The following is a 22,401-nucleotide window of genomic DNA, read 5'->3' as shown; positions in this document are numbered from 1 at the left end:
GAACCCATGCTGAGAGGCTCCGCCTCCAATTTATACTTGAGGCAGAGCCTTTAATCAATGCATTACAAGGCAGAGCCTTGTAACGAGAATAGCTCCTAACTTTTCCTCCCCAAAGCCCAAAGCCCAAAGCTCAATCCCAACAAAACCCAACACAACCAATCGCCCCAACGCACATATAAAGTTTGTGTTTTTCGCCGATAAATGGTTTCCGCGTGAGTTTCATAAGTATTATGTCCCGATATCCACAATGTTTGACCGTGAGGATTGACAAATGCTGAATATCCGGTATTCGTAGCTCGCACTGCCCATCTATCGTTTTCTATGGCTCGCATGATATCCTGGGTGTGATGCTGAAATTGCATTGCTGCACTGTAAGGGTCGTTGTTAGAAGCCGTAAGAATAAACTCCCCACCTGTTGCGGTTTGATTGCGAAACTGTTCCGCAAAAGCTGAACCGTAACATATACTAACGATCGCATTACCAAAAGGTGTTTTAATAATCTGGTTTGATTTTCCCGGTATTTGTTTTGCTTTTATCGGAGATAATCGATTGATAATACCGCCTAAAATATTTTCAAAAGGAATATATTCTCCCAAAGGTACCAGCTTTTCTTTATCGTAATGGCTGTAAATTTCACCAATACCAGTAAAAGTAAATAAACTATTGGTATATCTACCTTCTCCCTGACGTTTATAACCTCCAACCCAAGCCAAAACGCCTTTTTCCCGCACTGCTGTAATGAAGGGACTGCGGATTATTTCATCTTCAAAAAACGGTAATGCACCTTCTGGAGTTAAAACTGCTTGCACACCTTGACTTACTAAATTCAAATAACCCTCGGTATAATTTTTGAGAATGCGCTGATTGGCTTGGGGCTTAAACTTAATTCGATTCGGGATATTTCCCTGGACAATTCCCACTTTTAAAGCGGTTTCCGACGGTTGTGACAAAGGACGAGAATACAAACCGAAACCAATTAAATGTAGAGAAATAAATAATATGATCGCAATGACTCCCAATCGCTGAGAAGTCTTGTTTGTGTGATATTTTTCTTGATGATCTTGAGCAGAAAAGCGAGCAATTAAAGCGAATGCTATTAACCCGTTGACTGCAACTATTGCCGCTGTTACCGCTGTGGGTCCCGAAATTTGACCCAAATGTAAAATTACTAGATTATGCGGTGACTGCGTGTAAGAAAGCGAAGTCCACCATAAAGGTCCCGCACTCCAAACTCTTTCTAAAGCACACCAAATAGCTGTACCAATAAGGACGCGAGTCAAACTATTTTGAGTTGAAAATATGCTCATTAACTTAGCCCAAAGCATAACTAATATACCTCCCCAAAAGGAGATGAAAAGCCAAGCAAATAATGCGATCGCAATACTTCCCAACCACGGGACACCCAACCAAGTTAAAGGATGAAGTCCGGTAATCCAATACAAAGCTGTTCCGTGATAACCCAGACCCCATAAGAGAGAGGGGGGGAGGGGGAGAGGGGGAGAGGGGGGGAAGGTTTTTTTTGGAGTTACAACTATTAGCCATAGAGGAATTAATGCAAACCACGCTAAAAACCAAGCTCCAACAGGAGCAACGGTTAAACCCATTGCAATCCCACTTATTAAAGCGATTATCGGTTTTGAGTTGCGAGTTACGAATTTGGTAAAAATTTTAGATTTCATCAGTAATTACACGAAGCCCCCCTTTTATAAGGGGGGTTGGGGGGATTTTACGTTATTAATGGTTAAGAAATCACCAAACGGTATTTATTCTTCTGTTTCTACAGCCTCATCTACTGCTTCTAGAACATCTCCATCTGATGCATCCTCACCAATTTCAGCAATAACTGTATCTCCATCTGGTACATCCTCACCAATTTCAGTAAGAACTGTATCTCCATCTGGTACATCCTCACCAATTTCAGTAAGAACTGTATCTTCATCCGATAATTCTTCTGATTCTTCACCATTATCAGCGGGAACTACTGCGACTCCGTTAATAAAGTCTTCGTCATCAAGACGCTGTACCCGTACTCCAGTTGCAGAACGTGATTGAACGGAAATGGCTTTTACTGCCTGCCGGATAATGATACCGCGACTCGTCACCATCATGATTTCGTTGTCTTCACTAACAATGCGTAAAGTTGCTAGATGGTCTTGAGTTTTACGGTTTTTGAACTTTGTTGCCATTAAGCCTTGTCCGGCACGGTTTTGCAAGCGGAATTGTCCAACTGGTACCCGTTTACCATATCCTCCCGTAGTAATAACCAACACCCAAAGTCCGGAACTACTGTTATCCGCGACTTCTATAACTTCAGCATTCTCTACATCTTCGGTTTCAATTGCTTCAGTTTCAGTTTCAACTTCAATTGCTTCAGTTTCAACTTCAGTTGCTTCAACTTCAATTGCTTCAGTTTCAGCTTCGGCTGGTACTATGTTGTTAAGAATGTCAGATGGAAGAATATCCATTCCGACCAATTCGTCACCACCTTTACGCAACTTCATGGCTCTTACTCCACGAGTGGCTCTACCCAAAGGACGTAATTGTGAGTGAGTGCAGCGGAAATGAATTGCCATACCCATCCGAGAACCGATAATTACGCTATCTTCAGCTTTCGCACGACGTACCCAGCGCAATTCGTCACCTTCTTCCAAGGAAATCGCAATCAAACCGTTAGCACGAATATGACTAAACGCAGCTAAAGCAGTTTTCTTGATGTAGCCACCTTTAGTAAGCATTACCAAATATTCATCTTGGGTAAATTCACTTACGGGTACGATTGAGGTAATTTTTTCTTCTCTAGGAATCGGCAGCATTTGTACAATAGGCGTACCCCTGCTGGTGCGGGAACCCAAGGGTAATTGATAAGCCCTCAAGCAGTAAACTACACCGCGTTCGCTAAAGAATAAAATGCTATCATGGTCGCAGCAAGTTAAGAAATGCTCGATGTTGTCATCATCTTTTACCTTCGCTCCTGCTTTTCCTCTAGTAGCGCGGCTTTGCGCTTCAAAGGTATTAACCGGCATTCGCTTGAGATAACCTTGCTCGGTCAATAAAATTATCGCCTTTTCATTGGCAATTAAGTCTATATCATCTAAATCCCCTTCCTTATGGGTAATTACCGTGCGGCGGGGTGTAGCGTGTTTTTCTCTTAACTGCTTAACTTCGGTTTCAATAATTTCTAATATTCGCTCTCTGCGAGCCAGAATATCTTGTAAATCAGTTATTTGAACCTGCAAAGAATCATGCTCTAAACGAATTTTATCAGCTTCTAAAGCCGTCAATCGTCGCAACTGCATTTGCAAAATTGCATCAGCCTGCGCTTCTGACAACCCATAGGTACTAATTAATTCTCCCTTTGCTGTCGGTGCATCCGCAGCATGACGAATCAAGGCAATAATCTCGTCCAAACTGGACTGAGCGATTAATAAACCTTGTAAAATATGGTCTCTTTCCTCCGCTTTCCGCAATTCATAGCGCGTGCGTCTGGTAATTGATTCGATGCGGAAATCGATGAAAACTTGTAAAAACCGCTTCAATGTCAGTAGAATGGGTTCTCCATTCACTAACGCAAGCATATTCGCGCCAAAATTTGCTTGCAGTGGCGTTAACTTGTATAAATTATTTAAAACCACGCGGGGATAAGCATCGCGCTTGAGTTCGATTACGATTCGCATTCCATCGCGATCGCTTTCATCGCGAATATCAGAAATACCATCAATGCGCTTATCGTTAACCAGTTCGGCAATTTTTTCAATTAATGCCGCCTTATTAGTTTGATAAGGCAACTCAGTGATAATTATCGCTTCTTTATCCGGTCTTCCCCGCTGCTGGAGAGTCTCAATACTAGCTACCCCGCGCATGGTAATTGAACCGCGCCCGGTAGTGTAAGCCTCCTTAATCCCTGAAGTACCGAGGATTTCAGCACCAGTCGGGAAATCGGGGCCCTGGATATATTTATTTAAGTCAAGATCGGTAAGTTCCGGATCGTGAATCAGCGCCACTAACCCATCAATCAACTCTCCCAAATTATGCGGCGGAATATTAGTCGCCATCCCCACCGCAATCCCAGAAGAACCATTTAAGAGTAACTGCGGTAGTCTTGCCGGTAAAACTGTAGGTTCTTGCTGCGAACCGTCGAAGTTATCGGCAAAATCAACAGTTTCCGATTCGATATCTTGCAGTAAAGCGTCAGTAGTCAAAGATTGCAGGCGGCATTCAGTGTAACGCATAGCCGCCGGAGGGTCGTTATCAACACTTCCGAAATTACCATGCCCTGAAATTAAAGGCGACCTCATCGAAAAACTTTGCGCCATCCGCACCAAAGCATCGTAAACAGCCGTATCGCCGTGGGGGTGGTACTTACCTAATACCTCCCCTACAACACGGGCGCATTTACGAAAGGGGCGGTCTGCCGTCAACCCCAATTCGTGCATAGCGTAGAGAATGCGACGATGCACAGGTTTCAGACCATCCCTGGCATCTGGCAAAGCGCGACCGACAATCACGCTCATCGCATATTCCAGATAAGACCTGGACATCTCGTTTCTCAGATCCGTCGGGATTATCCGCTCCTGAGAGTAGGTCATAACCTATAAAACTCCAAAAATCGCAAATTTTAGGGCTTAAATTAGAAAATAAGCCAAATTATTCCAAATGATGCTTGAATAATCGCCATTATTTGGTACAATTTTAGCACATTTTGCGTTTTTTTGCAGAGGGTAAGAAGAGATGAAATGGCTTTAAATCGTTTGCTTATACCCAGATGCCACTTAACATTGCTTCAGCCGCTATAATCAACTCTTCAGATCCTAGCTGCTTTGTAGGAATCATATTTGCAATACCCATACTCACGGTGAGATTTTCATTAAATTGAATTACATGGGGCATATTCAATTTTTGAAATTCACTTTGTATTAACTGAGCAATAGAAAATACCCTATCAATATCAGTATCAGATAAAATAACGGCAAACTGATTTTCTCTGTAATGTCCGACAAAACAAGCTGTATTCTTGGTAAAGTTATTTATTGTGAGGGCAACTCTAATCAAGAATTCATGGTTTTTTCGACCTGCATCAAAATTGTCTATTTGGCATAAAATTAAAGATATTGTTTGTTTTTCCTGCTCGCTACGTTGCCATTCTCGCAATAGATATTCATCAAAGCGATCGCGGTTGGCAATGTTTGTTAAAGCGTCTATACTTGCTTGGCGAGCCAGTTCGATCTCCAAAAGTTTACGCTGAGTAATATTACAGACTGTTAGAATAACCCGACTTTTCCGACTTTTATCTCTGACTTATCCGACTGACAAATGCGTAACATTTTTATGACAATGTATGCATAAATCAAAAACAGGTTTACAAATTTTTCAATTTCAATTTTTTTGTCAAAACATTTTAATTATTACTTTTAAATAAACACAAATAAGAAGGAGTATTTGATTATGCAATCCAGATATAAAGCTTCTACAAAACTAAAAAAATACAGAGTTAATGTTGGTTTTTGGACTCCGAGTAGAATCATTTTTAGTACTGTATATGGGATTTTATTCTTAGTGAGTGGAGCTTACACTATCAGTTTCGTTGCATCTTTTATTCCACAATCAAATACATTTGCCACATCACTTCCGTGGATTGAGAGTGAATCTGAATGCAATTATACTAATAAAAATCATAATAGTAGGGTATGGCTTGATGGTCAATGCTGGGATTACGAGCATAATAAGGATTTTTGAAATTTGATTTTTAAGTTTATAAAAAAAATCGGAAAATATACAGGAAGTCAATTTGAGAATTTAAGATAAATTGGTTTACCTTATATCAAAAATAGAGACACTTCATTACTTCAGGGAAAGTAGCATCTTGTGGCATCTCCTTTAAGTGTAGTGGTTGTAATGACTGTAAGAATATACTAGATAATTACCGCTTTTGCCAGAATAATTTTACTGTAGCTGCTATGTGTTAGGGAAATAGTTTGATAGAGCATTACTCATCTCCAAGAAAAGTAGGTTCTTGATAAGAGGACTTTCTTAAAGAGGAAAGAAGAAACAAGGGGACAAATAATTCTTAACTCCTAACTCCCAACTATTCTCAATACCCAATTTGCAAAAAGTCTTAAAAAACCTGCTCTAACTTCTTAAAATCGCGCTCTACCTCGTTAATCAAAGACTTATTATTAGGGTCAGTCTTCAAAGCCTTTTTCAGGTAAATTCTCGCTTTCAGTAACTGTTTATCAACAATTAAAGCCCGTCCCCAAAGCTGATATGATATTGCTAACCACTGGCGAACCTCAGCATCCGCAGGCAAACGTTCCATCAAAGCTTCCGCTAACGCAATAGCTTGGGGAAAACGTCTTTCCTTTAAAAATTGCTGTAGCTGTTCGTAAGTTTTCCACTTCAAACGTCGCTCAATTTCTGCAATATGAGGTGGCTCTGGTACTTGTTGAGATGGCGATCGCAATGGTTGTGAATGCGATCGCTGCGGTGTCTCCTCTACCCGATTTGATTCTTTTTGTGGCGTTTCGACCGCTTGTGGCACATTTTGATACGAACTTTGCTCTTGAGGCGGAATAAATTGCAACAAAAATTTGTATGCCTCAGTTAAGGCAATAAACTTTTCCTTGGCCCTTTCATCATTCGGGTTAATATCGGGATGATATTGCTGCGCCAGACGGCGATAAGACGATTTGATGTCGGGAAAAGAAGCTCCCGACCTTAAACCCAATAAACGGTAGCAATCTAAAAGATCCATTTCGAGCTATCCGGAGCGCACTTTTAACAGCGATCGGCTTACTTTAGATTTAAGAATAAAGTAAAGTAAGTGATTGATTATAGTATGTTTACAGCGATAAGCTGAAGCTACTAATGATAAAGACTAAACTTCTAATTTAAAGTTCGTAACGTACATAATCAAAGTGAGGAGTTAGGAGTTAGGAGTTAGGAGTATTTATTCTTGTCCCCCATTTCCTTGTCCCCCCATCTCCCCATCTCCTCTTCCAAACTAAACTGGTCGATCTTCAATCACTTTGTCAATCAAACCGTATTCTTTAGCTTCTTCAGCGGACATAAAAAAGTCACGATCCATGTCTTTTTCAATTTTTTCGATTGGTTTACCAGTATTAGCAGCATAAATGCCGTTTAGCTGGTGACGAATCCGCAGAATTTCTCTGGCTTCAATTTCGATGTCAGTTGCTTGTCCGCGAGCGCCACCGGAAGGTTGGTGAATCATAATCCGCGAGTGAGGTAACGCCAATCGCTTACCCTTGGTTCCACCAGCAAGTAGGAACGAACCCATCGAAGCAGCTAAACCCACGCAAATTGTCACGACATCTGATTTGATGTGCTGCATTGTGTCAAAAATCATCAATCCAGAAGTGACCATACCACCTGGTGAATTGATGTACAAATAAATATCTTTACCTGGATCTTCCGAATCCAGATACAGCATCACCGCTACAATTTGGTTAGCGAGTTCATCATCAATATCTCGCGGCAGAAAAATAATCCGCTCGCGATAAAGACGATTGTAAATATCAATCCACTGTGTATATTGTTCCCCCGGCATCCGGTAGGGAACCTTTGGTACGCCAATAGGCATAATTCTAAAACTCCGTTTTATAGTTGACTAGTACTCCGTCAAAGGAACTTTGCCAGTTTATGGACATAGCATAAAGTTCTTTTTTTACCCCGTTCCTCTGTTCCTGTATTTGCCCTTACCCGGTTTTTATTTGATCGAGTACTAGAGCAGGAATAAAGCCGAAATTAGTAATTTAACCGAGGTTACTTTGATTAAAGGATACTTGCGGCTACAGGATGGGCGAGTTCTTCTTTCTCAAACACGCGGTCGATCAAGCCGTATTCCACAGCATTTTGAGGTGTCAGGTAGAACAAGCGGTCCATATCCTTTTCAATTCTTTCGGTAGTTTGCCCGGTATTGAGGGAAAGAATATCTAACATTGTCCGCTTATTTGCCAAAACTTCTTTAGCTCGGATTTGAATATCGGTTGCTTGACCTTGAGCGTAGCTTTTTGGCTGGTGCAGAATAATAGTGGAATGAGGTAAGCTGGCGCGACAACCTTTAGAACCTGCACTTAAAAGCATTGCAGCCATTCCCATTGCCGAACCAATACAAATTGTGTGAATGGGAGGCTTAATATATTTAATCGTATCGTAGATCGCAAAAGCTTCGGTTTCAAAGCCCACGGGGTCGCCACCGTAACTAGAAGTTCCGGTAGAATTGATATAAATTTTAATTGGTTTTTCTGGGTCATCTGACTGTAAATAAAGCAGTTCGGCAATAATAAGTTCCGTAACCGCAGGCACCAGAGGCATCCCAAGATACACAATGCGTTCCTTCAATAGTAAAGAAGGTAAATCCGGCGGTGGTGTGCGAGTATAATTATCTCCGCCGTAATAAGGCGCTTGCACAGCCTTGATGGGGGAATTTTCCATTTTTCAACTGTTGCCTAAATTCATGCTGTTAACTGTAGTACATCCTAGCGCGATGCAAGGGACTATGGAGGTGTGGATTTCTCGCTTTTTATGGGATTTTGGATTTTAGATTTTAGATGTTGGATTAATCCAATGATTTAATCGAGGGAAATTTTCTTGTTCTCAGTTACCCGTCAATCGCTTTTCGTATCGATTTATCAATAATTAAGTTTCAATTATCGGGGAATTATAGCCGGTCTCATAAGATACGCTATAAAGTGAGCCGGAATACAATTAATCGCATGAAAAAATCAAATATGAATCAAGGTTACAAATTGCCTTTAATTTAGTTTTTCACCAAGTAAGATTATGAATATGATTTAAGATATTGAACTCATGCAGAAGTTTTCCGTAGCGAATCGACTGCATCCTGGAGTTATTTATACATAATGTATATCCCGTGAAAGGAACCGCAACCAATTATGAAAGTTAGCTTGTTGCCCGAACTAAACGATCGCAATTTAGATGCCAATCAATCAAGCTCTCAACGTCAGTTGGCAGTTTCTCTAGCCGCTCAGGTAGAAAACCTTGATCGCAATGTTCCCCTTAACTTATGCTTGATTTTAGACCATAGCGGTTCCATGAACGGTCGTCCTTTGGAAACTGTCAAAAAAGCCGCAAACCGCATTGTCGATCGACTTAAAAATGGCGATCGCCTAAGTATTGTCGTTTTCGATCACCGCGCTAAGGTACTCGTTCCCAATCAGATCATTGAAGATAGAGAAGGTATAAAACAAAAAATCAACCGTCTCAGTGCTGATGGCGGCACTTCGATTGATGAAGGTTTGCGTTTGGGAATTGAGGAATTGGCAAAGGGTAAAAAGGAAGCAATTTCTCAAGCTTTTTTATTAACTGATGGTGAAAACGAACACGGTGATAATAATCGCTGTCTCAAATTTGCTCAATTAGCTGTGGATTACAGCTTAACCCTGAATTCCTTGGGCTTTGGAGATAATTGGAACCAAGATGTTCTCGAACAAATCGCCGATGCTGGTGGTGGTAGTTTGTCTCATATCGAACAACCAGAGGAAGCAGAACATAAGTTTAATCAATTGTTTAACCGCATTCAAACTGTTGGTTTAACCAATGCTTATCTGCTATTTTCCTTAATGCCTAAGATCCGCTTAGCAGAACTCAAGCCCGTCGCTCAAGTATTTCCTGATACTATCGAGCTACCAGTGCAGCAAGAAACAGACGGACGTTTTGCCGTGCGTTTGGGTGACATCATGAAGGATAGTCAAAGAACAGTTTTAGCAAATATTTATTTAGGACAGCTACCTGAAGGTCATTATACTATTGCTCAATTACAAGTTCGTTACGACGACCCAGCAAGCAATATGACGGGGTTACTTTCAGATACTATCCCTGTGGAAATTAACGTAGCTAAAGCATACCAACCTGCAATCAGTCCAAAAGTTCAGCCCCATATCTTAGCATTAGCCAAGTATCGGCAAACCCAGCTTGCAGAAGCCAAATTGCAAGAAGGCGATCGCGCTGGTGCAGCTACTATGTTGCAAACCGCAGCGAAAACAGCTTTGCAAATGGGAGATAAGGGTGCAGCAACAGTTTTACAAACGAATGCGACCCGCTTGCAGTCGGGAGAAGAACTCTCAGAAGCAGACCGGAAAAAGACCAGAATCGTTTCTAAAACTACATTACAAGATACCTAGAAAACAGCAGGGGAGATGGGGAGATAATTCGTAATTAATTATTAAATCCTCACTCCTTACTCGGATTCTTTTTACGTATTGCTACACACGCCTAAAGTATTTTTTATATAGATAAAAATATTATTTTCATAAAATAATTGACATTTCCCTGTATATATTTGTTATGGTTGTGAAATCCTATAAGCAAAAGCATTATTAGCTATTTTTTTAACAAGTTAAACTTTTTGTTTATAAACAGCCAAATATCATAATTTTAGCTGTTTTTATACGAATCGAACTGTTCCTATTGTATTTCATGCTCAAAAGTCACTCTACTGTCACATTTGGATGGCAATATAATAGTTAAGCTATCTACCTACATAAATCTAGTTTTAACCCGATCAATATGAAAAATAATTTAACAGCACATCTTTCATCTTTTAATCCTGGGACTTAGCAAAAAGGCATATTTTCTTGTAGGGGAGGTGGTTGGGGGGTATAGATTTTCTTCCCCCATTATTGCCGTTGCTGTGACACTTTGACTAATTTTTAACGTAATAATGAGGTTTAAGTGTCACGCACCAACCTTCCGCTTATGACAATTGCGTAAGTCCTGAATCGCTATTTCTTATTTACATAGAACATAATAGACATTTATCTAATTTGTCAAACAAATATGTATTCACAACTAGTAGTAATTTGTACTAAAGATCTAACTCATCTCAAATATGGCAGCTTAAGCAAATGGTCGCTGTATGGTAATTTTATAGTTAAATACGAATGGCGTTGTCCGGAAAAGGATACCCATCGTCAGCAAGAAATAGACTTTGAAAACTTACCCTTAGAAACGCAAATTCTGATCGCGAAAAAAGCTATTAAAAGCCCTTTACTTAAGACACTTGATGATGAGAAACAATTAATGTTGGTTCATCTTGCTGTAGTTAACAATTAAGAATAAGACTTAAGTAAACCCAATATTATAAAATGTAAAATATAATATTATTTGCTTAGGAAAGTAAATTTGATATTCTTTTAAAAATAAGATTAAACCCGGTTTTGCGATCAAAACTGGGTTTCTTGATTTTCATTGATTATTCGTGAAATACTGCTAAACGGCAACTTCCTAAAATAATTGTGAAACGAAAACTAGTTTTTGTTATTCCCCTGCTCGCATTAACTTTGATCGCGGGTTGTCAACTTCTATTGACACAACCAGTTAGTCTTCATTTAACAATGGGTAATCCTAGCAATGCAGCAGAAAACCCCGATAACTATCTGATGATCAAACCCCAGTATGCTTTATCATACAGTCGGGAACGAGGTACACCAAACTGGGTAGCTTGGCAACTCAATCAAAGTTGGTTGGGTAATATTGAACGTCAAGATGACTTTCGTCCCGATGATTCTTTACCACCAAACTGGTATCGCGTTAAACCCAGCGATTATACGGGTAGTGGCTATGATCGAGGACATATGGTTCCTTCCGCTGACAGGACTAAAACCGTAGAAGATAATTTAGCGACTTTCTTCATGACCAACATTGTCCCGCAAACTCCAGAGAACAACCGGGGTGCTTGGAGAGAATTAGAAGAATATTGTCGGTATCTGGTAAAACAAGGTAAAGAACTTTATATTATTGCTGGTGTCGATGGAAGTTCTCAAAGAATTGGTAGAAATAAAGAAGTTACCGCACCCGCATCAACTTGGAAAGTAATTGTAGTTTTGGATAAACCGGGACAAGGGATAGGAGGAATATCCGATAAAACCAGAGTTATTGCGGTAAACGTTACCAATCGTAAAAATACCAGCGATGATTGGAAAAAATATTTAGTCTCAGTTGATGAACTTGAAACCAAAACAGGTTATGACTTTCTCGATCGAGTTCCACAATCCGTTCAGCAGATTATTGAAAGTCGAGTTGATCGGTAATTGATAATTGTTAAGTTTCCACAGCTTTTGTTGACAAACCAACCCAATCCCCAGATTTTAGCTGACCGACGATGTAAACATCGATCTCAACTTCACCTATTTTATAAACTTGGATATTGTCTAAATTCTGCTTCAAGGTTTCTAAAAGAGTTTGATATTTTTTTGCTGTTTCCCTTTCATCGTCGTCGTACCAGTCTTTTTCATCTGTAGCTCGCTGAAAAAAGTTGTCTATCTCTACTACTTTGACAGGAGATTCGAGGGAATGATTAGTTTTTTGGAGTAAGTTATGGGTGTTGAGTTCTTTTGATTCTTGATTCGACCATGTAAAAATATCGAAGGGATAATCAGATTCGCTCATCCATACTAAATTTTGAGAAAGCGATTTTAATTTTTTGGGAATATCAAATTCGTTATTATCCATAATTAAATGACTGCTAATTATTAACTTTAGAATAAACATAGGGAATAGGGAATAGTTAACTATTAAAAGCTGAAACCATCAACTCATAACTCCTAACTCCTATCTCTTAAAACTTACTTTTTCTTTGCTTTCCAAGTTCCACCATAAATGTAAAATGGGTTATCTCGACTAACTTTTTCCCAACATTGCGGACAGACAAAAACCCAATCGCCATCTTCCAGATACTTGACTCTGTACAATATTAATGCAGATTGACTGCATAGGGAGCAAAGTTTACTACGTAAGGTACGCACCATTTATCAATTATCACTTGCCAAAAGACGAGAACTATAATAATTACGATAATAGTATACAGTTTTACAAAAAATAATCGATGCAGTTAAACCACATCGATCGCATGAATGAAATTTACACATACCCTTGATTATGCAAATGCAGAAGCTTGGGGTTTTGCAAAAATCATTCTACCAGCAGAAGTCTGCAATGAACTAGTAACTATAACTCGCAATTCACCACCGACAAAAGAACTTCCTTCTTCAACGACTACCATTGTACCGTCGTCTAAATAGCCGATACCTTGACTGGGTTCTTTACCTTCTTTAAGTATTTTCAAGTCGATATAATCACCCGGTAAATAATTTGGTCGTACCGCATTTACCAAATCGTTAACGTTTAAAACAGCTACTTTCTGTACGCTAGCGACTTTTGATAAGTTGTAATCGTTGGTTAAAAGAGTCGCGTTGATTTCTTGAGCAAACTTGACTAATTTCGCGTCTACTGTAGAAATATCGTCATAATCAACTGAATTAATTACAATACGTTCGGGATAAGCCGTTTGAATTCGGTTGAGAATTTCTAATCCCCGTCTTCCCCGTACCCGCTTTTGATCTTTACTAGCATCAGCGACTTGCTGTAGCTCTAATAAGATAAATTGCGGTACGAGAAGTTGTCCTTCTAGAAAGCCGGTGTCTAGAAGCGTTTCAATCCGACCATCAATAATGCAGCTAGTATCTAAAACTTTGGTAGCAGCAGGCTTTAAAGTCCCTTCAGCCACCATTGTTTCTAATGTATTAGGGTTAATTAATCTTAACAAACCGCGTCCGTGAGTATCTGCTAAATTCATGCCAGTATAGGCAAGAGTGATGCTACCCATAACAGCGACTAATGGCTTGATAAAGCTAAAATCATCGGGAATCGGTAATAAGAATAGGGGAGCCAACATTAAGTTAGCCACTAAAAGTCCAATTACTAAACCAATTGAACGTGTCAAAATAACTTCAAGTGGCAAATCTCGGACTTGTGATTCCAAGCGACGATATCCGGTTTGAACTCGAAGTCCAACAGCACCACCAATAATGGCTGTAAAAGCCGCAAACACAAAGCGTAAAGCTTCTAGATTAGTTACACTGTCTAATGTCCCCTTGGGTAATAAATCGATGCTGTAATAGCCTATCCCCGTTGCTGCTAGGACGAATGAGAAAATGATAATAGCGTCAAACATAATTGTGTTGTTTTCCTGCAACTGCATTACCTGACTAGATCAAGTAATTTTTATATAACTGGGTTAAAAATCTTAAAAATATTTGCAGTTATCCTACAGGTTCGGGATAAAGCATTATGCCATCATTATAACCAAATATTTTCAGCTTTTTTGTTCCGATCTTTTTGCGATAAAATCATCCAAAAATGTAAAATTTTCGTGATTTTTTCCTATTTTTTATTAATTCGTAATCTAAATTAAACTGTTTTTCATAATGTCCGATAAACTTATTACTTCAATGACTTCGCGATTTCCAAGTGCTGCCTATATACACATTCCTTTTTGTAGACGACGCTGCTTTTACTGTGATTTTCCCATATATGTGGTAGGAAACACCATGAGGGGTGAAACATCCGGCTCAATTTCTCATTATGTTGAAGTTTTGTGTCAGGAAATAGCTACAATCCCTACTGATAGTAAACCTTTAGAAACAATTTTTTTTGGTGGTGGTACTCCTTCATTACTTTCTACCCAACAATTACAAACAATATTAGAAGTTTTAGAAGGGAAATTTGGTATTGACAGTACGGCAGAAATCTCAATGGAAATTGATCCCGGTACTTTTGACTTATCTCATTTGCAAGGATACGCATCATCAGGTGTAAATCGCATAAGTTTGGGGGTACAAGCTTTCCAATCACAATTATTACAATATGCTGGACGCTATCACACCGTTTCGGATATCTCTACTGCTGTTGATGTAATTTATCAAGCAGCGATCGCCAATTTCAGCATAGACTTAATATCTGGTTTACCGCATCAAACTTTAGAAATATGGCAAGAATCTTTACAGGAAGCAATTAAAATTGCCCCCACGCATATATCTATCTATGACCTAACAATTGAGCCTGGTACAGCTTTCGGACGTTATTACAAACCTGGCGATCGCCCTTTACCCAACGATGAAACAACGGTAAAAATGTACCGTATGGCACAGGAAATTTTAACCAATGCAGGTTATGAACATTATGAAATTTCTAACTACGCAAAACCTGGATATCAATGTCGTCACAACCGAGTTTACTGGGAAAATCGTTCTTATTACGGTTTCGGAATGGGTGCAGCTAGTAATGTGATGGGTAAACGCTTTACTCGTCCGCGCAAAACTAAAGAATATTACGCTTGGGTGGATGGTGGAAGTATAATCGATTGCGAAGTCACAGCGTCCCATGAAGTTTTATTAGAAACCTTAATGTTGGGGTTACGTTTAGCAGAAGGAGTAAATTTGCAAATATTAACAGCACAATTTGGTGAAAATAAAGTTGAAGAGATTTTACAAGTATTGCAACCTTATTTAGAGAAAGGTTGGGTACAAATCTTAGATGGAAGGTTACGATTACAAGATCCCGATGGGTTTTTATTCTCTAATGTAGTGTTAGCAGAATTATTTGAAAAGCTATAGAAACTATTCCTAATTGCCAAACTTGAATGGAACTCTTAATCAAAAATCTTAGCACCACAGCAATATATATTTGTCAACTATTAGCCCTGTTTGTGATTTCCATCGGTCTGTTAAAAGGTTTAATCATCTTTTTGCGAACTGCTTTATCTCTTTCCAGTTCTGCACAAACATTTCAACAAAGCCGGTTGCAAATGGGTTATTCTTTTTCCTTGGGATTAAACTTCTTGATCGGTGGTTCTATTCTCAGAACTACCATCACACCTAACTGGGAAGATATTGGACGATTAGCTGCAATTATTGTGATTCGCACAGTTTTAAACTACTTGTTATTAAAAACCATCCAAACATCGATTCCGGGAAATGATTCGTCAGAATCAACTCAAACTTAAAGGTTCTTCAGTACTTGGTATGCTATTAAAATAGTCGTTTTTAGGCAGTAGGCAGTAGGCAGTAGGGAGAAAATAGGGTAAAATTCGGGATAATTCAACATATAGGAGATAAAAACTTGATCGCGTAAGCATTTTAGCAGTTTTTACTCATATTTTGGCATACTAACAACTGAAGAACCAACTTAAATATTACAAAAGATAAATCCGGCTGGGACTGTAAGTCCCAGTCTCATAGCAAAAGTCCATTAAAATGAACTAAAAATAGTCTGAAGCTACGATATGATTTGTTTACTAATATTTATCAATTAAGCGATTAAGTTAAAAAAATTATAATTCTTAACTCCTAACTCCTAACTCCTAACTCTTCAAGGCACAATCAATACCGGACAAGGAGACAGATTAATCACGCGACTGGTAACGCTATCGTGGGAACCTTCATCGGTTAACCCTAACCCGCGACAGCCCATAACGATCAAATTTGCTTTGATTTCATCAGCCACATCGCAAATTATAAAAGCCGGTTTACCTTGTTTCTCTAAGATTTGGGCTTCGATCCCTTGAGCAGAGAAGTAAGCTTGAGCATCTTTGAGTAATTGTTCGACCTTTTTTGCTGACTTCATCGCATCATCGCTTTGCGATTCTTCGGGGGTAGCTTCTTCAACTACGCTCAGCAATATCAGGCTGCTTTGGTACTTTTGCACCACCTCGGCAACTACTTCCGCTGCTTCCCGTGCTTCCCGACTTTGGTCTACTGGAAAAAGAACAGTTTTGAACATGGATTCACCTAGTACCCGTAAATCTGTAAAATCTTGATAGTCCTATTTCAATCACATTAGCAAAAAGGCGATCGCCATTTAATTATGTCCAAGAAAAGTTTAGCTAATTTGTCCAAAAGTGAGTTACAAGGTAAACGCGCTTTGGTGCGTGTTGATTTCAACGTTCCTTTAGATGATGCGGGCAATATTACGGATGATACCCGCATCCGGGCTGCTCTACCCACAATTCAAGATTTGATTAGCAAGGAAGCCAAAGTGATTCTAGCTAGCCATTTTGGCAGACCCAAGGGTGAGGTTAAGGATAAGCTGCGGTTAACTCCAGTTGCAAAACGTCTTTCGGAGTTATTGGGTAAAGAAGTTGTCAAGTGCGATGACTGTATTGGTGATGAAGTTACAAGCAAGGTCGGGAAATTGCAAAACGGGGACGTACTTTTATTAGAAAACGTCCGCTTCCACAGTGAAGAAGAGAAAAATGACCCCGAATTTGCCAAGCAATTAGCTGCAAATGCTGATTTATATGTAAATGACGCTTTTGGTACTGCACACCGCGCTCATGCTTCGACTGAAGGTGTAACTCACTATCTGAGTCCTTCTATTGCTGGATATTTGATTGAGAAGGAATTGGAGTACTTACAAAACGCGATCGAAAATCCTCGTCCTCCTTTAGCGGCTATTATCGGTGGTTCTAAGGTTTCCAGTAAAATCGGCGTGATCGAAACTTTACTCGATAAATGCGATAAGTTAATCATCGGTGGGGGAATGATTTTTACGTTCTACAAAGCTCGTGGTTTGAATGTTGGTAAGTCTTTGGTCGAAGAAGACAAGATAGAGTTAGCAAGAACTTTGGAAGCGAAAGCTAAAGAAAAAGGTGTGGAATTTTTGTTACCTACAGATGTAGTTGTAGCAGATAATTTTGCTCCTGACGCAAATTCTCAAATTGTCAGCATCGAAAATATTCCTGATGGTTGGATGGGTTTGGATATTGGTCCTGATTCTATTAAGAAGTTCCAAGAAGCGCTTGCAGATTGTAAATCAGTGATTTGGAATGGTCCGATGGGTGTGTTTGAATTCGATAAATTCGCCGTTGGAACTGAAGCTGTGGCCCGCGCTTTAGCAAATCTGAGCAAGCAAGGTGCTACTACGATTATCGGTGGTGGTGATTCGGTTGCAGCAGTGGAAAAAGTTGGTTTAGCCGATCAAATGAGCCATATTTCTACTGGTGGTGGTGCTAGTTTGGAATTGCTTGAAGGTAAGACTTTACCGGGAATTGCTGCGTTGAATGATGCGTAGTTACTAAGTTGGTGTTTGGAACGTTCGATTGATGGATCGATCTTTACTTTATCTAGTTTAGAAAACCAAGAATTGGGGGATTCTCCCCCAAACCCCCGATTGGGAGGACGGTTGCGTCCCCCAAACCCCCTCCAAAAGGGTGATCTATTTTTTGTTGTGAAATTCTATATTCTCCCTGCTCCCTGCTCCCTGCTCCCTGCTCCCTCAAGTTTAAGCTTTAGTGGATGATGGTTTGAGAAATAGCCATGCTACAAAAAATGTTGCTGCGGTAAATAGTTGAGTTAAATCTAGTGCTGATAAGTAACCATCTGAAAATGAAGCAATACTTCTATCTGTAATCCCAAATAACCAAGATGATACGCCAAATATCCAAACGCCATTTTTGAGATTTTCAATGAATCCTTTTGCTTCTGGCGATTTATGCTTGTTCATAATTTCCTATGTTGAAAAAAATAGCCAGGAGTAAACATAAGTGTCCCCATACTGTTTTACGATTCTTAACCTTGTGACTATATGTTAATAATTATTTCTATTGCTTGACAGATGACGTTTGGTACAAGATACAAATCTAGTTTACTGAATGTTGATTATAAGTGAGTCGGCTAAGTGGTTTTGTGCCAATTTTGACTAAATGGTTTATAAAAGTTTAATTTTCTTAAAATAATTTTATTGTCTAATATTTGCAGCTATACCAGAATCTTGTTTAGGGGTAAAATTAATCGGTGGGGTATTCAAAATTCTGGGAGACGTAGCAGCAATACGCCCTGTCTCTACATTGATCTCATGGTTGATTTGGTTGGTAGATACAAAATAATATTCAATTATTTATTCAATTATTAATAACAAATGGCAATAGCAATCGATTTTGGCACTAGTAATACCGTCATTGCTCGCTGGAACCCGGTAACTCAACAGCCGGAGACTTTAAAAATACCAGAATTATCTATTCAACAAGGTTTAAATCCACCGCTGATTCCTAGTTTGCTGTATGTGGAAAATGCTTTAACTGCTCAAGTTTTAATTGGACAACAAGTTCGCGATCGCGGTGTGGATCTCAAGGGTGATTCGCGATTTTTTCGTGGCTTCAAACGCGGAATTGGTGCGGATATTCAAGGTTTTTTACCGGAATTAGATGGACGTAATATTACTTTTGAACAAGTAGGGGAATGGTACTTACAAAAAGTAATTGAACAATTATCTTCGGTTGAAGGTGGTTTGGATTCTTTAGTATTAACCGTTCCCGTGGATAGTTTTGAAGCTTATCGTCACTGGTTGGGAAAGGTTTGCGAAGCGCTTCCTGTGGAACAGGTGCGGATGCTGGATGAACCCACAGCAGCTGCTTTGGGATACGGTTTAACTGAAGAAGATTTATTATTAGTTGTTGATTTTGGTGGGGGGACTTTAGATTTATCGTTGGTGCGTTTGGATAAAAGCGTACAGCAAGATAAGAAGCCTTTGGGTTTTTTACTCAAGTTTGGTAATAGATCTTTAGCTGAATCTAAACAAAAGGTAAAAACTGCTCGTGTTCTTGCAAAAGCCGGTCAAAATTTGGGTGGTACGGATATTGATAATTGGTTAACTGATTATTTCGCGAAAACTCAAGGTTTACCAGTAAGTCCCTTGATAACGAGACTTGCAGAAAAGTTAAAAATCCAGCTTTCTACCCGAAATCAAGCCAGCGAAGTTTATTTTAACGACGAAACATTTGAAAGTTACGAATTGGAATTAAACCGCGATACTTTTGAAAGTATTTTGCAAGAGCATTCGTTTTTTGCAATGCTCGATGAGTTGATGTCACAATTATTGCAGCAAGCCCGTCGTCAGGGAATAGAAGTTACGGATATTAATGCAGTATTGTTAGTTGGGGGTACTTCTCAAATCCCAGCGGTGCAGACATGGATCAAAAATTACTTTGATTCCGAAAAAATTCGCAGCGAACAGGCTTTTGAAGCGATCGCTCACGGAGCATTACAATTAGCTCAAGGTGTGGAAATCAAGGATTTTCTGTATCACAGCTACGGAATTCGCTATTGGAATCGTCGCCAAAATTGCCACAATTGGCATCCTATCATTAAAGAAGGGCAGCCTTATCCGATGAGTAAGCCAGTGGAGTTATATTTGGGTGCTTCCTTAGAAAATCAACCCAGCATAGAATTAATTATCGGAGAATTGGGAGCGCAAAGCGGCGGAACCGAAGTTTATTTTGATGGGGACAGATTAATTACCCGTCGTATGGAAAGCAGCGAAGTTACGGTAAAACCCCTCAACGATCGCGATGGAGCTAAAAACATTGCCAATCTTACACCACCGGGATTTCCCGGAAGCGATCGAGTCAAGGTATTTTTAGAAGTTGATGATAAAAGGTTTTTAAGAATTACCGTTGAAGATTTATTAACTAATGAAACTGTTTTAGAAAATCAGATTGTAGCGCAGTTGAGTTAATTTGGGTATGGGGGATTGGTAATTACCATACAATAAATAATGTAGAGATGTAGCATTGCTACGTCTTTCCCGATTAAAAATTATCATTTTAGTCATGCAAAGTACAGAAACTACAATAAATCTTCGTCTGTGGACTGTCAAGGAATACCATCGGATGGCAGAAGCTGGTATTTTTGATGAAGACGAACGAGTTGAGCTTTTAGAAGGAAAAATTATTTGGATGAGTGCTATAGGAACAGCCCATCGTTCTGCTGTAGGAAGAACAGACTATTTGCTGAAAAACCTGTTAAAAAATCGGGCTTGGGTATCAATTCAAGATCCAATACAGTTAGATGATTACTCAGAACCAGAACCAGATATTGCAGTTGTAAAAATTGACTCATTAGACTACGCAGACCATCATCCTACACCTAATGAAGTTTATTTAGTTATCGAAGTTGCTGATACTACCTTTAAAAAAGATTGCGAAACAAAAGGGAAAGCTTATGCAGCAGCAGGGATTGTTGATTACTGGGTTTTAGATGTGATTAACCGTCAGCTTCATGTATTTAGAGAAGCTTCGGAAAATGGTTATCAAAGTGAAGTTGTGTTAGGGGAAAATGAGAGTATTTCACCTTTGCAATTTCTCGATTTGAGTATTAATATTTTGGAAATGCTACCGCCAGTAGTGGCAAAATAGAGAATATTATTAGACAATCACTCAAACTTGTACTCTAATTCTTCTAATCCCCATCTCGCCAAGTTTCTAACTCTTTTATCTTCATCTTTCAGCGTAATTACTGATGGTTCGAGTATTTCAGGATCTAATAAAATTCGCAATTTTAATATAACAATAAAATAACCTCACCCTGTCCTTGCGGACATCCCTCTCCTTGTCAAGGAGGGGGAAAATATTTATCATTTTTCATCCCTCTCCTTAATAAATAGATAGAAAGAAGGGTTAAATTGAATAAAAAAGTGGAAAAGATTTAGCATCTTTAGGTTTCACATAAACTCTTTGCTGCGGTTCCAAATTCAATTCATCAAATCGATCGCGTGTCAAATGAGCGCTTACAACTTGTCCATCATCTAAGGTTAATTCTACTTGAATTTCCCAGCCCAAATGTATCAATCGACTTATTCTTGCTGGAACTGTGGTTCCGTTGGGGGAAGTTTCGACAATTACATCTTGGGGACGCAAAAACATTTCTGATTGTGGAGAATCGAAGCCGTTACTTTGGAATATCCGCGAGGTACTTGGTAACACATTTACTGGACCGATAAAACTCATGACAAATGCTGTCGCGGGATGGTCGTAAATTTGTGCTGGTGTACCAATCTGTTCTACCTGACCTTTATTCATTACCACAATTTCGTCGGAGACTTCCATCGCTTCTTCTTGGTCGTGGGTAACAAATACGGTGGTAACGTGGACTTCATCGTGCAATCTTCGCAACCAAGCGCGTAAATCTTTGCGAACTCTCGCATCGAGCGCTCCGAAAGGTTCATCTAACAGTAATACCTTCGGTTCTACCGCTAAAGCTCGCGCTAAAGCAACTCTTTGTCTTTGTCCCCCAGAAAGTTGGGATGGATATCTGTCTCCAAGTCCGCTTAATTGAACTAAATCTAATAACTCATTCACCCGTGCTTTAATTTTCGTCTTTGGTGCTTTACGAATCTCTAAGCCAAAAGCAATATTTTTCCGTACCGTCATATGCTTAAACAAAGCGTAATGCTGAAATACAAAGCCGATATTGCGCTCTTGTACACTTTGATATGTGGCATCCTTGCCAGTTAACAAAATTTTACCGCTATCTGGCATTTCCAAACCCGCGATTAGTCGCAATAGAGTAGACTTTCCCGAACCAGAAGGTCCTAACAAAGCCACCAGCGAGCCGCTTTTGATTTCCACACTGACGTTATCAACGGCTTTAAAACTGCCAAACTGCTTGCACGCGCTTTCAACTACTATGCCCACCGTTCAAAATCCTCTGCAACTAATCTACGGTTTGTCGGTAGAGTTACCGTGTTTTATATATATCATAGTATTGGGGATTTTAGATTTTAGATTTTGGATTGTAGGGTGTGTTACTAGGG

General features: G+C 39.5%; 19 protein-coding genes. 8 read left to right on the top strand and 11 right to left on the bottom strand.

Annotated features, from left to right (window positions below):
* Positions 1-95: 95 nt before the first annotated feature.
* The 6 genes from lnt to VB797_RS17125 all read right to left on the bottom strand — a co-directional run bounded on the left by lnt (position 96) and on the right by VB797_RS17125 (position 8,448).
* Positions 96-1,679, bottom strand: coding sequence for an apolipoprotein N-acyltransferase (gene lnt / locus VB797_RS17150; RefSeq protein WP_323238929.1), 1,584 nt, complete (start codon positions 1,677-1,679; stop codon positions 96-98).
* 84 nt (positions 1,680-1,763) lie between these two features.
* Entirely contained in the window at positions 1,764-4,586 is a 2,823-nt protein-coding gene (gyrA, locus tag VB797_RS17145; RefSeq protein WP_323238928.1) for a DNA topoisomerase (ATP-hydrolyzing) subunit A, read from the bottom strand.
* A 166-nt stretch (positions 4,587-4,752) separates the two neighbouring features.
* Positions 4,753-5,229, bottom strand: a complete 477-nt coding sequence (locus tag VB797_RS17140) for a GGDEF domain-containing protein (protein WP_323238927.1) — start codon at positions 5,227-5,229, stop codon at positions 4,753-4,755.
* Between the two features lie 883 nt (positions 5,230-6,112).
* Positions 6,113-6,748 carry a J domain-containing protein gene (locus VB797_RS17135; RefSeq protein WP_323238926.1) on the bottom strand — a complete coding sequence of 212 codons (636 nt, stop codon included), beginning with the start codon at positions 6,746-6,748 and terminating at the stop codon, positions 6,113-6,115.
* Between the two features lie 249 nt (positions 6,749-6,997).
* A complete protein-coding gene (locus VB797_RS17130) occupies positions 6,998-7,594 on the bottom strand; it encodes an ATP-dependent Clp protease proteolytic subunit (protein WP_323238925.1) in 597 nt (198 codons plus the stop codon).
* Positions 7,595-7,785: 191 nt separating this feature from the next.
* Positions 7,786-8,448 (bottom strand): ATP-dependent Clp protease proteolytic subunit, encoded by a 663-nt coding sequence (locus tag VB797_RS17125; protein ID WP_323238924.1) that lies wholly within the window; start codon positions 8,446-8,448, stop codon positions 7,786-7,788.
* A 461-nt stretch (positions 8,449-8,909) separates the two neighbouring features.
* On the opposite strand from VB797_RS17125, the gene VB797_RS17120 reads away from it, so the two are divergent.
* The 3 genes from VB797_RS17120 (at position 8,910) to VB797_RS17110 (ending at position 12,065) form a co-directional block, all read left to right on the top strand.
* Positions 8,910-10,157, top strand: a complete 1,248-nt coding sequence (locus VB797_RS17120; RefSeq protein WP_323238923.1) for a VWA domain-containing protein — start codon at positions 8,910-8,912, stop codon at positions 10,155-10,157.
* Between the two features lie 655 nt (positions 10,158-10,812).
* On the top strand, positions 10,813-11,088 hold the full coding sequence (locus VB797_RS17115; protein WP_323238922.1) for a hypothetical protein: 276 nt from the start codon (positions 10,813-10,815) through the stop codon (positions 11,086-11,088).
* A 182-nt stretch (positions 11,089-11,270) separates the two neighbouring features.
* Positions 11,271-12,065: a DNA/RNA non-specific endonuclease gene (locus VB797_RS17110; RefSeq protein WP_323238921.1), complete on the top strand. Its 795-nt coding sequence runs from the start codon at positions 11,271-11,273 to the stop codon at positions 12,063-12,065.
* A gap of 10 nt (positions 12,066-12,075) precedes the next feature.
* Here VB797_RS17110 and VB797_RS17105 read toward each other — a convergent pair whose 3' ends face one another.
* Both VB797_RS17105 and VB797_RS17100 read right to left on the bottom strand, forming a co-directional pair.
* Entirely contained in the window at positions 12,076-12,486 is a 411-nt protein-coding gene (locus tag VB797_RS17105) for a nuclease A inhibitor family protein (RefSeq protein ID WP_323238920.1), read from the bottom strand.
* Positions 12,487-12,910: 424 nt separating this feature from the next.
* Entirely contained in the window at positions 12,911-13,987 is a 1,077-nt protein-coding gene (locus VB797_RS17100; protein ID WP_323238919.1) for a PIN/TRAM domain-containing protein, read from the bottom strand.
* A gap of 277 nt (positions 13,988-14,264) precedes the next feature.
* Here VB797_RS17100 and hemW point away from each other — a divergent pair, with 277 nt between their 5' ends.
* Together hemW and VB797_RS17090 are read left to right on the top strand one after the other, a co-directional pair.
* On the top strand, positions 14,265-15,428 hold the full coding sequence (gene hemW, locus VB797_RS17095; protein WP_323238918.1) for a radical SAM family heme chaperone HemW: 1,164 nt from the start codon (positions 14,265-14,267) through the stop codon (positions 15,426-15,428).
* A gap of 26 nt (positions 15,429-15,454) precedes the next feature.
* Positions 15,455-15,817, top strand: a complete 363-nt coding sequence (locus VB797_RS17090) for a DUF1622 domain-containing protein (RefSeq protein ID WP_323238917.1) — start codon at positions 15,455-15,457, stop codon at positions 15,815-15,817.
* A 365-nt stretch (positions 15,818-16,182) separates the two neighbouring features.
* Here the strand turns inward: VB797_RS17090 and VB797_RS17085 are convergent, their stop codons facing one another.
* Positions 16,183-16,593: a universal stress protein gene (locus VB797_RS17085; protein WP_323238916.1), complete on the bottom strand. Its 411-nt coding sequence runs from the start codon at positions 16,591-16,593 to the stop codon at positions 16,183-16,185.
* Positions 16,594-16,677: 84 nt separating this feature from the next.
* Between VB797_RS17085 and VB797_RS17080 the strand changes: the two genes are divergently transcribed.
* Positions 16,678-17,883, top strand: a complete 1,206-nt coding sequence (locus VB797_RS17080; RefSeq protein ID WP_323238915.1) for a phosphoglycerate kinase — start codon at positions 16,678-16,680, stop codon at positions 17,881-17,883.
* Positions 17,884-18,093: 210 nt separating this feature from the next.
* Here VB797_RS17080 and VB797_RS17075 read toward each other — a convergent pair whose 3' ends face one another.
* A complete protein-coding gene (locus tag VB797_RS17075; RefSeq protein ID WP_323238914.1) occupies positions 18,094-18,315 on the bottom strand; it encodes a hypothetical protein in 222 nt (73 codons plus the stop codon).
* Positions 18,316-18,729: 414 nt separating this feature from the next.
* Here VB797_RS17075 and VB797_RS17070 point away from each other — a divergent pair, with 414 nt between their 5' ends.
* Complete coding sequence (locus VB797_RS17070; protein WP_323238913.1) at positions 18,730-20,325, top strand: Hsp70 family protein; 1,596 nt, start codon at positions 18,730-18,732, stop codon at positions 20,323-20,325.
* Between the two features lie 94 nt (positions 20,326-20,419).
* Positions 20,420-21,004 (top strand): Uma2 family endonuclease, encoded by a 585-nt coding sequence (locus tag VB797_RS17065; protein WP_323238912.1) that lies wholly within the window; start codon positions 20,420-20,422, stop codon positions 21,002-21,004.
* Positions 21,005-21,265: 261 nt separating this feature from the next.
* Here VB797_RS17065 and VB797_RS17060 read toward each other — a convergent pair whose 3' ends face one another.
* Positions 21,266-22,282 (bottom strand): sulfate/molybdate ABC transporter ATP-binding protein, encoded by a 1,017-nt coding sequence (locus tag VB797_RS17060; protein ID WP_323238911.1) that lies wholly within the window; start codon positions 22,280-22,282, stop codon positions 21,266-21,268.
* Positions 22,283-22,401: the final 119 nt, after the last annotated feature.

Origin of the sequence: Rivularia sp. UHCC 0363 (assembly GCF_034931125.1) — a bacterium.
GTDB lineage: Bacteria > Cyanobacteriota > Cyanobacteriia > Cyanobacteriales > Nostocaceae > Rivularia.
This window is presented reverse-complemented; position numbering and strand designations above follow the sequence as displayed.

Coding starts and splice junctions, on each gene's coding strand:
- VB797_RS17100 (WP_323238919.1), bottom strand. CDS start 13,987: ATGTTTGACGCTATTATCATTTTCTCATTCGTCCTAGCAGCAACGGGG.
- VB797_RS17075 (WP_323238914.1), bottom strand. CDS start 18,315: ATGAACAAGCATAAATCGCCAGAAGCAAAAGGATTCATTGAAAATCTC.
- VB797_RS17105 (WP_323238920.1), bottom strand. CDS start 12,486: ATGGATAATAACGAATTTGATATTCCCAAAAAATTAAAATCGCTTTCT.
- VB797_RS17065 (WP_323238912.1), top strand. CDS start 20,420: ATGCAAAGTACAGAAACTACAATAAATCTTCGTCTGTGGACTGTCAAG.
- VB797_RS17135 (WP_323238926.1), bottom strand. CDS start 6,748: ATGGATCTTTTAGATTGCTACCGTTTATTGGGTTTAAGGTCGGGAGCT.
- VB797_RS17080 (WP_323238915.1), top strand. CDS start 16,678: ATGTCCAAGAAAAGTTTAGCTAATTTGTCCAAAAGTGAGTTACAAGGT.
- gyrA (WP_323238928.1), bottom strand. CDS start 4,586: ATGACCTACTCTCAGGAGCGGATAATCCCGACGGATCTGAGAAACGAG.
- hemW (WP_323238918.1), top strand. CDS start 14,265: ATGACTTCGCGATTTCCAAGTGCTGCCTATATACACATTCCTTTTTGT.
- VB797_RS17085 (WP_323238916.1), bottom strand. CDS start 16,593: ATGTTCAAAACTGTTCTTTTTCCAGTAGACCAAAGTCGGGAAGCACGG.
- VB797_RS17090 (WP_323238917.1), top strand. CDS start 15,455: ATGGAACTCTTAATCAAAAATCTTAGCACCACAGCAATATATATTTGT.
- VB797_RS17115 (WP_323238922.1), top strand. CDS start 10,813: ATGTATTCACAACTAGTAGTAATTTGTACTAAAGATCTAACTCATCTC.
- VB797_RS17070 (WP_323238913.1), top strand. CDS start 18,730: ATGGCAATAGCAATCGATTTTGGCACTAGTAATACCGTCATTGCTCGC.
- VB797_RS17130 (WP_323238925.1), bottom strand. CDS start 7,594: ATGCCTATTGGCGTACCAAAGGTTCCCTACCGGATGCCGGGGGAACAA.
- VB797_RS17125 (WP_323238924.1), bottom strand. CDS start 8,448: ATGGAAAATTCCCCCATCAAGGCTGTGCAAGCGCCTTATTACGGCGGA.
- VB797_RS17120 (WP_323238923.1), top strand. CDS start 8,910: ATGAAAGTTAGCTTGTTGCCCGAACTAAACGATCGCAATTTAGATGCC.
- lnt (WP_323238929.1), bottom strand. CDS start 1,679: ATGAAATCTAAAATTTTTACCAAATTCGTAACTCGCAACTCAAAACCG.